Source organism: Candidatus Nomurabacteria bacterium (assembly GCA_020632075.1).
In the GTDB taxonomy this organism is placed as follows: domain Bacteria; phylum Patescibacteriota; class Minisyncoccia; order Phycocordibacterales; family UBA918; genus OLB19.
On record JACKGH010000002.1, the window covers coordinates 141,146 to 155,404 of the forward strand.

13 protein-coding genes and 1 other RNA gene are annotated in these 14,259 nt (G+C 48.5%); 9 read left to right on the forward strand and 5 right to left on the reverse strand.

Going from position 1 to position 14,259, the window contains the following annotated elements; genetic code table 11:
• Nucleotides 1-23 precede the first annotated feature (23 nt).
• The 4 genes from H6786_05770 to H6786_05785 all read left to right on the forward strand — a co-directional run bounded on the left by H6786_05770 (nt 24) and on the right by H6786_05785 (nt 4,280).
• Nucleotides 24-713 (forward strand): response regulator transcription factor, encoded by a 690-nt coding sequence (locus H6786_05770; GenBank protein MCB9816867.1) that lies wholly within the window; start codon nt 24-26, stop codon nt 711-713.
• A 118-nt stretch (nt 714-831) separates the two neighbouring features.
• Complete coding sequence (locus tag H6786_05775) at nt 832-1,584, forward strand: methyltransferase domain-containing protein (GenBank protein ID MCB9816868.1); 753 nt, start codon at nt 832-834, stop codon at nt 1,582-1,584.
• Entirely contained in the window at nt 1,581-2,186 is a 606-nt protein-coding gene (locus tag H6786_05780; protein ID MCB9816869.1) for a thermostable hemolysin, read from the forward strand. The genes H6786_05775 and H6786_05780 overlap by 4 nt, the downstream gene beginning before the upstream one ends.
• Nucleotides 2,187-2,273: 87 nt before the next feature.
• Nucleotides 2,274-4,280 (forward strand): GAF domain-containing sensor histidine kinase, encoded by a 2,007-nt coding sequence (locus H6786_05785; GenBank protein MCB9816870.1) that lies wholly within the window; start codon nt 2,274-2,276, stop codon nt 4,278-4,280.
• Between the two features lie 45 nt (nt 4,281-4,325).
• Here H6786_05785 and hflB read toward each other — a convergent pair whose 3' ends face one another.
• On the reverse strand, nt 4,326-6,230 hold the full coding sequence (hflB, locus tag H6786_05790) for an ATP-dependent zinc metalloprotease FtsH (GenBank protein ID MCB9816871.1): 1,905 nt from the start codon (nt 6,228-6,230) through the stop codon (nt 4,326-4,328).
• 242 nt (nt 6,231-6,472) lie between these two features.
• Nucleotides 6,473-7,390: a hypothetical protein gene (locus tag H6786_05795; GenBank protein ID MCB9816872.1), complete on the reverse strand. Its 918-nt coding sequence runs from the start codon at nt 7,388-7,390 to the stop codon at nt 6,473-6,475.
• 44 nt (nt 7,391-7,434) lie between these two features.
• On the opposite strand from H6786_05795, the gene smpB reads away from it, so the two are divergent.
• From smpB to H6786_05810, 3 genes are all read left to right on the forward strand, one after another.
• A complete protein-coding gene (gene smpB / locus H6786_05800) occupies nt 7,435-7,884 on the forward strand; it encodes an SsrA-binding protein SmpB (protein ID MCB9816873.1) in 450 nt (149 codons plus the stop codon).
• A 380-nt stretch (nt 7,885-8,264) separates the two neighbouring features.
• Nucleotides 8,265-8,658, forward strand: a transfer-messenger RNA (tmRNA) gene (gene ssrA, locus H6786_05805).
• 62 nt (nt 8,659-8,720) lie between these two features.
• Nucleotides 8,721-9,299 (forward strand): YdeI/OmpD-associated family protein, encoded by a 579-nt coding sequence (locus tag H6786_05810; GenBank protein ID MCB9816874.1) that lies wholly within the window; start codon nt 8,721-8,723, stop codon nt 9,297-9,299.
• 15 nt (nt 9,300-9,314) lie between these two features.
• On the opposite strand, the gene H6786_05815 is transcribed toward H6786_05810, so the two are convergent.
• Nucleotides 9,315-11,102 carry a TIGR04141 family sporadically distributed protein gene (locus H6786_05815; protein ID MCB9816875.1) on the reverse strand — a complete coding sequence of 596 codons (1,788 nt, stop codon included), beginning with the start codon at nt 11,100-11,102 and terminating at the stop codon, nt 9,315-9,317.
• A gap of 76 nt (nt 11,103-11,178) precedes the next feature.
• Here H6786_05815 and H6786_05820 point away from each other — a divergent pair, with 76 nt between their 5' ends.
• A complete protein-coding gene (locus H6786_05820) occupies nt 11,179-11,508 on the forward strand; it encodes a winged helix-turn-helix transcriptional regulator (protein MCB9816876.1) in 330 nt (109 codons plus the stop codon).
• A 14-nt stretch (nt 11,509-11,522) separates the two neighbouring features.
• The gene (locus H6786_05825; GenBank protein ID MCB9816877.1) at nt 11,523-12,035 is read left to right on the forward strand and encodes an SRPBCC domain-containing protein; all 513 of its coding nucleotides are present in this window, start codon (nt 11,523-11,525) and stop codon (nt 12,033-12,035) included.
• Between the two features lie 15 nt (nt 12,036-12,050).
• On the opposite strand, the gene H6786_05830 is transcribed toward H6786_05825, so the two are convergent.
• Nucleotides 12,051-12,497, reverse strand: coding sequence for a hypothetical protein (locus tag H6786_05830; protein ID MCB9816878.1), 447 nt, complete (start codon nt 12,495-12,497; stop codon nt 12,051-12,053).
• Nucleotides 12,498-12,594: 97 nt separating this feature from the next.
• A complete protein-coding gene (gene amrB / locus H6786_05835) occupies nt 12,595-14,259 on the reverse strand; it encodes an AmmeMemoRadiSam system protein B (GenBank protein ID MCB9816879.1) in 1,665 nt (554 codons plus the stop codon).

Sequence of the window (14,259 nt, forward strand, 5' to 3'; positions counted from 1 at the left end):
TCAAATGAATACTTATTGTATCTATGCGTATACTGATCGTTGAAGACGAAAAAAAGATCCGTGATTTCTTGAAACACAATCTTGAAGCAGCTTGTTATGCGGTTGACACCTGCGTCGATGGTGCAGAAGGACTGCGAACAGCAACATTGAATGAATACGACTTGATCATCCTCGATAACGTCATGCCAAACATGACCGGACTTGAGGTGTGTACTGAATTACGACGGAGTAATTTACGAACACCGATCCTTCTCCTCTCAGTTTTATCTGATACTGACATCAAGGTGCAAGCCCTCAATGCTGGGGCTGATGATTACCTCACCAAACCATTCTCACTGACTGAACTCCTTGCGCGCATTCGAGCTCTTTTGCGACGCCCGCCACAGATCGAGGCAGAGGTATTCTGTTACAAAGACCTGACTGTCGACACTCGAAAACACACCGTCACAAAAGACGGCGCTGAAGTTGCCCTGACCCGCAAAGAGTTCACTCTCCTCACCTATCTTATGCGCCATCAAGGTTCCGTCCTTTCACGAGGCATGATCATGGAACATGTCTGGGACATGAACGCCGACCCTTTTTCAAACACGATCGAAACACACATCGCAAGCCTGCGACGAAAGTTGTGTGATGCCGAAACGAATGAGTACATCATGACCATTTCAGGTTGCGGTTACAAATTTGGCGCCTTTGAGGGTTCGGCACAGTACTAATCAACGCTTATGTTCTGTTAAGAGAAACTTTATCTCTTACTCACCTTTTTGAAACCACTAAAAAGTAATACTAATTGCGGCACATTCCACTTGTTCTTTCACACAACAGGAGACCGCGATGAAGACAAACCTCGCATTTCAAGAAACTGACTGGAGTGTCTACGCTACCTGCTACGACACTCTGCAACAGCTTATCCCGTACCAAGCGTTACTGCGTCAGATCAACGACACTCTCACAACGAAGCCAGCCGCACACCTACTTGATGTAGGATGCGGAACCGGCAACCTGCTGCAATTGATCGCAACCGAACACCCCGAACTGGACCTCTCAGGTGTCGATTTTTCTCCCGCCATGTTGAAGCGAGCACAGAACAAAGTGCGCGCGTTACTTCGAGAACACGACGTGAACCAGGGACTTCCCTGGCCCGATGAGTCGTTTGAGATCGTCACAAGCATACACTCGCTGTATGCACTCAAAGACCCCGCTGCTACGCTGCGGGAGATCCACCGTGTACTGCGCAAAGATGGAGAACTGATCGTTGTTACCCCCAAACAAGGGTACGACAACGGACTTATCCTGAAGACTCATGCCGGTGATCATGGTCCAGAAGAAGCTTGGTTGCATGCACACCGTTCTCCGGAACGGGAAATGGAACTGCTGACACGCGCGATCGACGACGCTCAGGTGGTGGCACAAATGCGCTACGTAGCTGAGCACAATCGACTGATTGCAAGCACCCTGCAGTTCCACTTCTTTTCCACGGAACAATTGGAGCAGTTGCTCACCAGCGTCGGTTTCACGATCGTGAGTCGTTCACTGACCTACGCAGACCAAAGCCACTTCATCCATGCCAAGAAGGTGACCAAATGAAATCGCTTGAACTCATTACACCAGAGCATGCACAACATAAGCAGGTTGTGTCGTTTGTAAACTCGGTGTACGAACGAACCCTGCACGTCAGTGCACGCAACCCCCCGGAGACACTCCTGGCCGCGATCGAGGGCGAAAATGTCTTTGGCTGTATCGGTTTCAATCACAGTGTACAGTGGCACTTCTTCAAGGATGATCCTCGCTACCAGCGAGCTGTTTCGATGTTCCCTTCGGACACTCGGATCGGCGAGCAAAGCATGTTAGCGATCAGCGGTTTCCCGGCTGGCGTACCCCTGCTCTTTTCAGCATTGGCCGCGTACGCAGAACATGTTGGCATCCAAAAGATAGTATTTGCCGGCATCGGCGTTTCCTGCCGAACCGTCGAGCAACTCGGTTTTTCTGTCGACGTACTAGGCCCAACCGCTGAGGCGGTCACATCGCCTCAAGACCGCGCACACTACGCCTACTGGCTGGAGCAATTCCAGCCACAAACCTGCATCCTCGACACCACCCGAGCACAGGATGTCTACCACAATGTGGCCGGACGTTTTACTCGAAAAGCCCATCTGGCCCCGTCCTTACAAGCACAACTAGCCGCCTAAGGCAAAAACAGATACCCTACGTGTCGCAAGTGCGTTACACTAACACCGAGACAGCAATGTCGCGGTGTTTTCTTTAGCGACTAACCTATGGCATTTTTTATACAACTCATCCTTGCCACGACCATTATCTGCTCAACACTCTTGAGCATCTTTGTATACAACAGCACTAGACTCACCTACCTTCGTGTACTCCTAATAATCCACCTCTTTAGTATTGTGAGCTGGGCCATGGCAGCTTTGATCGCACTACGACAAGAAAGTTGGCTTGCCATTCAGATCGGCTATGCCAGCGCTGCCATCCTTATTACCACCAAGTACTATTTCATTATTTCGTTCCCTGAAGGAGAGACACCCAAAACACTCCGATCATTCATTCCCCTCTTTATCACCCTTTTGCTTGTTGGGTTTTCTTTCATGGATGGCGTGTTCGCCAGCGATCTGACTGTAGTAAGCCAAAGCTACATACTGATCTCTGACGGACCGTACGCTAGTCTGTACATGCTTTCCATATTCATCATATTGATCATTCCGATCATCAACCTCTATCGGAAACTCCATGATGAGCAATATCAAAACCATATTGCTGATCAGATCAGATTTCTCTTTCTCGGCGTAACATTTTTCTTTATCATTGGATTTGCAACCAACTCGATCCTGCCAGTGGTGTTTGATATCTACTACTTCAATGGCGTCGGTCCGTCTCTCGCACTCATTCTCGCCGGAATCATTTTCTACATCATCAACAAACACAACTTTCTTGGCCTCTCGATCATTGTCCAACGTGGCTTCATCTATTCGATACTCCTTGGAGGCATCACTGCAGTTTATCTAGCAATACTCTTTATTCTTGAAAGCTTCGTGCACCAGGCAATACTTGTGAACTCAGCTTTCAGTGGTCTTCTTACTTCAGTGATCGGTATCTTTTCTTTTTCACAGGTCGATACATTTCTGCGCCGTAAGACCGACCGATTCTTCTTCAAAGACCGATACGATCCCTCGCTGGTCTTGGACGAACTTAGTGAGGTTCTGAACCGGAGCATCGAGATCAGCCGCATCAAACTGCATGTAAGTAAGGTGCTCCAGCAAGCACTGAAGGCGAGCGCAGTACAACTCGAAGTACACACAGACGCACATGCCCACGGTCGCAAACACAGCAAAAAGGCGTACGTGGATGGAAACGGAGCACTCATCGCACCGCTTGTTAGCAATAAGCAACTAGTAGGCAGGTTATCTCTGCAACCAAAACGCTCAGGAGAACCGTACAGCACTGCTGACCAACAGTTCATCACAACACTTTCATATCAACTAGCACTCGCCTGCGAACGAGCATTGCTGCACCAACAGTTACAAGATTATTCCAAAGAACTCGAGTACAAAGTACAGCAACGTACCAACGAACTGCATACTGCACATCAAAACCAACAACACATGGTGTCACAGATCGCGCACGGACTACAAACCCCACTCACGATCATCACCAATGAATTAGACACACTAAAAACTGACCCGCGACTTAGCGACCAAGCCATACTTCTCGAACGCTCGCTTTCGTCACTCTCAATGTTCATCTACGATCTCCTTAAGCTATCGCAGCTCGAGACTTCGTCCAATCAAATGAAGCTAGAGGTGATTGATCTGAGTGACCTACTCAAAGACATGTCGTCTTTCATATCAGTACTTGCACAAGAACAACACATTTCTTTTACCTCAAATATAACAGCCGGGGTGATGATCAGAGCAGACACAAAAAGGATCGAGGAAATGCTTCACGTGATCATTGGCAATGCGATGAAATACTTAGCCCCAGATAGCCAGCGCAGTGTATACCTTGGCCTCACTACCACCGACACACACGCTACTATTACCGTGACTGACAGTGGTATTGGTATCCCTGACATAGAATTATCACGCATATTCGACCGTTTCTATCGAGCACACAATGCTCGTTCCCAAGACATCCCAGGCTCAGGACTCGGTCTTTCGATCGCCAAAACGATCGTCACTAAACACGGCGGCGAGATCGCTGCGTACAGTACCGTCGGGGTCGGCACCACCTTTTCAATAACACTACCACGGCACACCGGTGAGAGTTAGACGTAAAAGCGGCGCGAGCTTCGCTCGCGCCGCTTTTACATTCACCTACCCTCGCAACTCCTCTGGACCAAGTTCGAGACTCCGACTCGGATCACCGATCTTTTCTTCGTCTTTATACATTTCCTTGTACGCATCCTTGATCTCTACACCATATTGCTTGAGGAGTGTCTCGTACTCATCGCGCTCAAGCGTTTCGACTTCAGCCAGTTTCTTTGAGATCGCGTCAAGTGCATCACGATGCTTAGTCAAAACCTCACGAGCCTTGTCTTTTCCTTCTTCAATGATACGCGTGACTTCTTCATCGATCAGCTTGGCGGTCGCTGCACCATAGCCACGGTCTTCTGAGATACCGCCGCCAATGAGACGACCACCAGTTCCCTCAAGTGCAACCGGGCCGAGCTTCTCGCTCATACCATACTTAGTCACCATGTCACGAGCGAGATTCGCGACCACCTGAAGATCATTTGATGGACCAGTTGAGAGGTCCTTGAAGATCATTTCCTCAGTCACGTACCCACCAAGTGTCATTGCGATATCATCCATGAATTCCTTACGCGTCTGCATGCGACGATCCTTATCAGGTAGCTTAAGAGTGTAGCCAGCAGCTCGACCTCGTGAGATGATCGAGATCTTCTGTACTGGATCTGCGTATGGCAAGACTGACGCGACAAGCGCATGACCAGTCTCGTGGTACGCAGTCACGAGCTTCTCGTACTTGGTAAGCACATGACTCTTACGCTCTGGACCAAGCATCACCTTTTCGATCGAACGAATGAGATCGAACTGCCCTACCTTCTTGCGGTTTTCACGCGCAGCCAAGATCGCTGCTTCGTTCATAAGTGAGTACAAGTCTGCTCCTGAGAAGCCCGGGGTTCGTTGTGAGATAATGTCGAGATTCACATCTTCTTGGAGCGGCTTCTTGCGTGCATGCACCTCAAGGATCGCTTTACGATCATCGCGATCTGGCAAGTCGATCGTTACCCGACGATCAAATCGTCCTGGACGAAGGAGCGCTGGATCGAGCACATCTGGACGGTTGGTAGCTGCCATGACGATCACCTTGGCGTTTGGTTCAAAGCCGTCCATCTCCACCAAGATCTGGTTGAGGGTTTGTTCGCGCTCGTCATTTCCACCTCCAACACCAGTACCACGGATGCGACCTACGGCATCGATCTCATCGACGAAGATGATCGCTGGAGCGGCCTTCTTTGCCATCTGGAAGAGATCGCGCACTCGTGACGCACCTACACCGACAAACATCTCAACAAACTCAGAACCGGAGATCGAGAAGAATGGTACCCCAGCCTCACCGGCTACCGCACGGGCTAACAGTGTCTTACCCGTACCTGGTGAACCCATCATCATCACACCCTTTGGAATCTCTGCGCCAATATCGAGGAATTTCTTTGGGTTCTTGAGGAAGTCTACGATCTCTTCGAGCTCTTGCTTGGCCTCCTTAGCACCAGCTACGTCTTTGAAAGTCACCTTTTGATTGGTGTCATTTGGATCGATCATGCGTGCCTTGCTTGAGCCAAAGCTCATTGCCTGCATTCCTGCTCCCTTTACCGAACGAGTAAAAAACCAAATGATGATCCCGAGGAAGAGAAGTGGAAACAAGAATGGTGCAAACTGACCAAACCAGTACATAAAGCCAGTCTCACGCTGTACGTCGATCGTTATGCTCGCCAATTCTTCAGTAGTAACACCGAGGTTAGTGAGAGATTCAGTGATCGACGCATCTACCTCACGCTTTGCCTCCGCTGGTGTACGAGTATCATCTTTGTAGTCGATCTCTAGTGTCGCCCCCCGGACGATGATCGTATCAACCTCTCCTGCCTTTACCTGTTCAACCACATCCGTGATGGTCAACTCTTCAGGTTGTACTTTATTTTCTGTGAGATATGAGAAAAGCGCAGTCACGAAGATCAGTAACAACAGCGTTGAGAGCATGTTGTTCCAAAAATTTCCTGGCCCGGGGCCTACCGGTAGCTTTTTGCCGCCTCGGCGAAGACCTCCAGGACTTGCCTTGTCGCCAGATGCTTTTGGCATCGGCTTCGGTTCAGCTTGGCCAGACTGAGCCTGATCATTCATTTGCTCCTTATTTTCCAACGTCTCATCAGTTGGTTTATCTGATTTTTCGGGGGTATTCATGAGGGTTATTATACAGAAAACAGCCCAAATGGCTATGTTTTTCAATTTTCGTCCGCAGACAAAAAACCGTGCCACCACACGCGTGATGCCTCAACAGTAGCGGCAATCTTGGCAGGATTCTTTTCCATACCACTGATGGATCCGTCACCCCACACTACCGCAGTCGGAATACCTCCCTCAATCGCATCCGCGATCGCTGTATCACGCGCTTCGCGCCGAGAATTGATCGCTTGAGCTAGTACTCCGTTGAGTCGCAGCCGAAAGATCGTACGATTGAGTAATCGTTCTTTGCGGGAGATCGGTGTGAAATCACGATCATTATTAGTGACCACAAGTACGTGGGTTGGTTTGACCTCTTCGATCGCCTTTCCGATCACGTGCGGACTCGAAAAACCTCCATCAGCATACTGCACCCCATCGATGATCACTTTGTACGAAGACACATTCTGCATGTTGATCGATGCGTGCATACTCTTAAAGAAATGCTCCTCATTATGCGGCTTGATCAACTTCGGTAAAGCAGTCTTGTATTCCGCCACGCCAAAAAACACCTCAGCTGGATTAGCGAAGACTTTTGCAACATCGATCTTTTTTCTTGGATCATTGCGCACAACGTCCATAAAATGATTGGTGTCGACCTGATTCCAAAACCGCCACGGATTCACAAACTTTGGATCAGTACAATCCTCAAGGAGTATTTGCACGCCTTCCTTGGCAGTACCGGCGGCAAAATGTGCGACGATCGGTGCGCCTGATGAGATACCGACCATCGTCGAGAATGCGTTTGTAAAGCCCCGTTCTTCTAGCGCCAGTACCGCACCTACACCATAGACACCACGCATCAGCCCACCACCTTGAATCAAGAGCGGTCTAATATGTTCGTGTGGTTGGCTCGTTTCGCGTAAACGTTTCTTTTCACGCAGCGCAGCGATAACTGAATGGTCTCCATCAAAAATCATGCTTGTCTCACTATAGTATCATTGATAGAGTACAGTACTCCAATATGAGCACGTATATCCAAAACCGCAAAGCTCGCTTTGATTTTGAGATCCTTGAAACACTCGAGGCTGGTTTGGTGTTGCATGGGTTTGAAGTGAAGGCTATTCGAGCTGGGAAGGGCCGGCTGGAAGGGGCGTATGTGATCATTCGCGGTGGTGAGGCATTCCTCGTCGGTGCTACCATCACCCCCTTCCAGCCAGCCAACACCCCAAAAAGCTACGATCCCGAACGTGCCCGCAAGCTGCTTCTGTCTAAGAAAGAACTCACACACCTCGAGCAACAGACCGAAACTGATCGGTTGACAGCTGTGCCACTTAAGTTGTATAATTCTGGCCGGAATATCAAGCTTGAAATTGCGATCGCACGTGGTAAAAAGAAGTTTGATAAACGCGAAAGCATCAAAGCTCGCGACACCAAGCGAGACATTGATCGTACTTTGAAAAGTCAGTATTAAATTAACTGTAAAACGGTGGGTATGAAGCCCCACCATTGTAAAACTGTTCCTGGGGAGGAAAAATGGCTTTTTCAGCTCATGAAGACTTACTGGCAATTGCTGCTCTGACCGGAGCGGACACAACACCATACGGTGGAAACACTGCACTACAGATGACAGATCGTCAGCTGTGTCGTGCGGGTATCTGTATCCAATCCGAACGACAGATGCGCCAGGCGGAACAAAAAGTCAAACAGAGAGAGAAACCAACTCGGTAACCCCGATCGTCGGACGGTACACACACCGTCCGACCTACCGTTTTGCAGTTAATGATGTACACCGTTCCCGCAGTGCGTACGGGCGGGAAATTCCTCACGGAATTTCCCGCCCGCCCCTACCGCGGGGATGCCAGGCATCGACGGTTAGTCGTGTCGGATGTGTGCGTGTCGAAATTGGTAATCAATTCGTTAAAAGGTTCCACTCTGTACGTGCAAACAAAGCAGTACCAAGTCCTTACGCTCGCGCGTTTGGATTCGCACCCGCTGTAGCGTAACTTAACGCTCGCCGATGCGATGCTCAGTCGATAAACGTCTCATACGTCGACTTGGGTAGAATAGCCACGAGACTCGGTGCGACCACGCCGTTCACGTAGTCCACTTAAATGTATGAACTCGAGATCGTAGTGTTTGGCTAGTCTTCTAGCTACGATCTTCAAACCAAAAGGCTAGCTACACACTGTAGACTCACCTTCGCACCCTGATTCGGACGGGAGTTCAATTCTCCCCATCTCCACATACTTTTAAAAAACAAAACCACTCAATTCTATTGAGTGGTTTTATTTTGCTATACTCAAAATCATGGAAACCCACAAAGACCGTGCCGTACATCACTTCAAGACCGAGGCTGCTTTTTTGAAATGGATCAAAGCCCATCACGAGCAGCCGGAAGGTATTTGGCTCATGTTTGCCAAGAAAGGCACCGGCGCCACTTCCCTCACCTACGAAGAAGCGCGCGAGGTCGCGATCCGGTACGGCTGGATCGACGGGCTTTTGAGTAAGCTCGACGACGAGTACTTCATGCGGCTGTTCTCGAAGCGTCGCCCCCGCAGCGTGTGGTCGAAGATCAATCGCGGTATCGCACAAACGCTCATCAAGGAAAAGCGCATGGAAGCGCCCGGCCTCGCCGAGGTAGCACGCGCCAAGAAAGACGGTCGGTGGGATAGCGCCTACGACTCACCCATGGACATGCGGGTTCCCACCTGGTTTATCATTAAGCTGAAGCGCGACAAGCAAGCGTACGAGTTTTTCAAAACGCTCAACAAAACCCAACACTACGCCGTTGCCTTCCGCCTCCACAACGCCAAGAAAGAAGAGACCAAGCAAAACCGCGCGGAGAGGTTCATCGAGATGTTTTCAAAGGGAGAGAAGATTGTTTGATTTGGTTTGTATTATTTAAACCAGACAAATCCTGAAACTATCACTCTCCTTAATCACTCTTAGCGCATCGCGTGTACTCAAAACTTCAAACTTTGCAATGTTTGAATCCGTGTCAATTAGCACATCTCTACTATTCACTCCACCTACAGCAAGTAAGTATATTCGTTCTCTGTTGAGAAATAGATTTACAAAACTTGTCTGAGAAATCCCATGAAGTCGATCGGGGCACGTAGCTGTTGTGCGGCTTGCCAACTTTTCGTAAAGTTCTACGAGTTTTCTATGTCCATCTGCAACAGCTGAACTTTCTATCATTTTTGCAGAATTTCTAATTTGAGAACACGACTCTCTTGTCTTACCTCCAAATCCCTTCTTAACTTGAATTATATAAACCTTATCTGGATCACCAATGTAGAGTAGGTCAAAATACTCAATTCCGTCCAGAATAACTCTATCGCCAACAATAAAATTATTATTAGGACAGTAACTGTCATTGTAAGCACCTTCTCGACCTGTGGCCCAAGCTGATAAACCAACGTCTGCCATTCCTAAAATTCGGCTATTGCTTACATACTGATCAAAATCTCTTTGCAAGACTTCAATAAAGCTATCTTTTACTAAATACCACTGCTTATCAACTAAGAAGAATGTTTTGTTGTTTAATTGAACCTCACCATGTAAGTGCGCATATATTTTCCCTGCCGTTCCAAAAAACGGCTCGTCGTGAGTGGTTTCAATAAAAGTTTGCTCAATATTTTCTATAAAAATATCAATATCTGCCAAGGCTTCTGGTTTTTCTTGTTGAAAATACTCAAGTGTGTAATCAATCACGTCTTCGGTTGTGGGCAAGGTATCAAGCTCCTGAAATGTAATGTTTTTATATCGAAGCTGATATGTGTTTGCGCTAAAAAAATCATCATAATTGACGTGGCAAAGGTCAAAATCTAATTCCGCATCAGGATTAGCTACACGCGCGTAGATTGATTCATACACTTTTTGCTTTAGCTGCATTTCAATGACTCGCCCCTTAACCAGCATCACTGAATCTAAAAAAGCAAAAGACGTTTCAGTCTCATCATCAACTGGATTTGCCAAATAGTGTTGTATTCTCTCTATCAGCTTCAGTACGTTACCAAAACTGATGCTTTTTTTAATCTTAAAGAAACCTTTAACTTCAACACCAACTCGCTTTTTAGTTCCAAGCATTGAAGCCATATCGGGATCGTCCCAGACATCCTCTCTGATTGAAGCTAATAAATCTTTCCACACTTGCCCAAACGATTCTGTTGCACTTACAGCTGAGTAACCTCGGTAATAGTGGTCACGGGCATATAATTCTCCTGTGACACTTCGACTTTTGGCTTGCTTAATCTTTTCAGGGTCAGTAATTCGTTTCATCAACTCAATTGGAAAAGTTACATCAATATATTCAGAAATAGCATGATTTGCTGACCCTCCAGTAAAACAGAACAATTCGCTCGAGGTATCGTGAACAAATACTAGAAAATCATGATTTTTATTTAGCAATGAGGGCACTTCATTAAATGCACTTTCAAGGAACCTCTGCCATGCGTTGGGATTTGTCCTCTCATGTCTAAAGGCAGTCACAACAAATCCTTCAGGCAACTCAACATTCTCTGAAAGTTCCATAGGAATCAACCTATACCCCTCGACTTGTTTGCGTTTTTTCTCCGAGTAAAGCTCTACAATGCGTCTGATGGAGTCAGCAGCAGATTCGTTAGCGTCTTCAAAATCCTCATGGTCTGTGCTCAGCTTATAGAGTCCAATAGTGTTCTTTTCTGCCATATAAAATGACTATACCCTAATTCCTAAACCCGGCAAGAATTTGACATCTCCCACCATTCCTATATCATTCAACTATATGGTTGAACAAAGTATTAGTGGCCATAATTTAGACAACATCTTCAAGGCACTGGCGGATGAGACCAGGCGGGATATTTTGCGGCGGGTGGCTGCCGCTTCCCTCTCGATCTCAGACCTCGCGGAGTCATACAAGATGTCGTTTGCGGCGATCGCCAAGCACGTGGGAGTGCTCGAGCGAGCGCAGCTGATTATCAAAAAACGTAGCGGCAAGCAGCAGATCATCACCGCCGCACCAAAGACGATCGAGATCGCCGCCGAACACCTCGCCCGCTACGAACAGCTGTGGGATGCACGCTTTAGTGCGCTTGAGGACTTAGTAACCAAGTAATTTTGCAAGTATTTATGAAAACAACCTTCACTATTGGAGAAGACAAAAAGACTCTCGTGGCCACGCGCACCTTCGCAGCACCAAAGCTGAAGCTCTGGGAGGCGTACACTACCGCCGAGCTAGTCGCCAAGTGGTGGGGCCCGTACGGATGGGAGACTGAGGTACCAAAACTCGACTTCACCGTGGGGGGAGAGTGGCAGTACATCATGCGCTGCGTCGACCCAGAGCAGACCGAGTGGTACGGCAAAGCCAGCGCTGGCAAGGGCGTATACAAAGAGATCGATCCGCACGATTCTTTCTCATACACTGACTACTTCACCGATGAGTCGTTTACCATCAATGAAAACATGCCGAGCTCACACTCAAAGATCGAGTTTGTCGAAAATGCCGACGGCACCACCACCTTCACCGCCACCACGACCTACAACACCGAAGCCGACCTCAAGACCGTCATCGAGATGGGTATGGAGCAAGGTTACGACATGACACTTGATAGACTAGAAGAAATGGTAACCACCGCAGAATAGAGGCTCTAATAAACCCTACTTCTCAAGCATCTTCCGCAGCTCATCTATAACTGCCTTTTCCCAGAACTTCATCGAATACCACTTGATCAATGGTGTCGCCACGATCCGAAGCCAACGCTTATGAATGGTGACCTGATACGTGTAGTCGATCAGTGTCCCCTCTCCGTGCTCGCTGAGTAGCAACTCCTCATGCCCAGAAGTGCCAAACTGATAGCTGTCGTTGTCTGAAATAAATCCCTTCCCCGGAAGGATCTGTGTCTTCATCTTTACCTTAAAACTCCTGCCGAACGATTTTACCGTTGCTTCCATCTCTAAATTGTTTCCGTCGCGCAAAGTGACCAGCACTGATTCGGCAACCTTTGGAAAATACTCAGGCAGTCTTTCAAAGTCGGTCATGATGTTCGCAACTTCCGCTACCGAAGCCTTAATGACCCACTGATCGTGAAGGGTTATCTCTTTCATATATCAAAATTATAGCAGGACACACCACCATTCATGACACGACTTGAAGTACTAATTCATATAATCAAGTCTAGGTCGGTGGTAGCAAACTCTGTTTTCACTCTAGATCAAATGTGTAGTACCCGTTCTCACTCTGATACACCTGCCACGGAGCAGCCCACGTATCGCGATACTTTTTGTATAACGTGGGCTCTAAAACTGCCGGACTCAAATAACTTTGCACTGGGACCAGAAAGACTGATAGCTCACCACTCTTTACTGCCCCACCCACAACCGCACCGACTTTTGTTTCATCGCTAAAGCCCTGATCGAAGATGAAGTTTCCGAGTGAGTAGACAATAGGCCGACCAGCGTACACTTCCACCTCTTGCACTACGTGGGGATGAATACCCACCACCAAGTCAGCGCCCCGATCGATCCAGTCGTGTGCCATTTGCTGCTGTATCTCATTGCTCTTAGCGGCGTATTCCTCCCCCCAGTGCGCATACACAAAGACATGATACCCAGCCCTCGAGTATTGTTCGATCGTCTCTCGCAATCCGGTAAATCCCTGATGTGTGTACACCCCAATGATCGCGAGCTTCACACCGTTGATCTCCTTTGTATATACAGAAGCTTTTGTGCTGTCTGTATCGTCTCCAATGTATGAAATACCTGCTCCAGCGACAGTCCTCAGACTGTCACCAAATGCTGACGCTCCTCCATCACCAGCATGGTTGTTAGCGACATTGACCACATTCACTCGCAGGTACCGCAACACATCTACGTACGCGGTGTGGAAGCCAAACTGTGGTGGGTCGGCTTGCCATAGTTCTTTATCAACGGTATCTGTGAAATATCCCTCAAGATTTACCAACGCCACATCAGCACCCCAGAAGAATCGCTGTCCGAGAGATTCGAACACTGTCGCATCTCGCTGGAATCGTTCGTGCACTCCGCGCGCAAACATTGCGTCTCCCGCCATCATGAATGTGATAGATCCAGCTTGCGGGGCTGCACTACCAATATGATAGCCACCGATGATATGTGTGGTCATCTCTCCACTGACCGTGCCAGAGAGAAAGCCTGAATTGGTGTGTGAGAAAAGATCAAACTGTTCAGCACCATGGAGCGCCGACCAAGTCACCAACGCCACGAGCGACTCAGGTGAATCAACCTCCGCTTCACGGTACAGCTGCGGCGCATCAGCAGCAAAAAGACCACGTAGTGCCGCAACATCATGCAGGTCGGCCACCATCACATCGATCGTGTGCGAGAAATCAACCGAGGCAATGAGTAGACATTCAGGACAGGTAACATACAGCTGCTTGGTCAGCGCAGTCACTTCTTCATACGTCGCCGCGCGATTGATCAGTATCGGTACGATCTTGCTGCTCGGGAAGCTCTGCTTGATATCTTTAAGGAGCGAAGTGATGGCGTGCTCCGAGGTAAATGAGTCAGCTTGGACGGTAATGTTGAGCGACTCGATGAGCGCCCGATCAGCCGGGACAGTACCTATGACCGTTTCCCAGTCTTGCTGCGAAGTGACGATCGGAGCAACTGCTTGGTCGAAGTGATCGGGCGCGACAATAACGATCGTTTCTGGTTGCACTTGTGCGGCAACCTCATCAAAGTATGCTCGACGTGCTGCAGCTACCATGTCGTGATGCGGTACGACGATACCGACCGGCGCCTGCTTCGCAGGCGCCGGTTTAGAAACAACAGACAAACCACCCAGACAGAGCAGCCCTATGATTCCCAAAGTAACAGCCGCGCGCTTCAT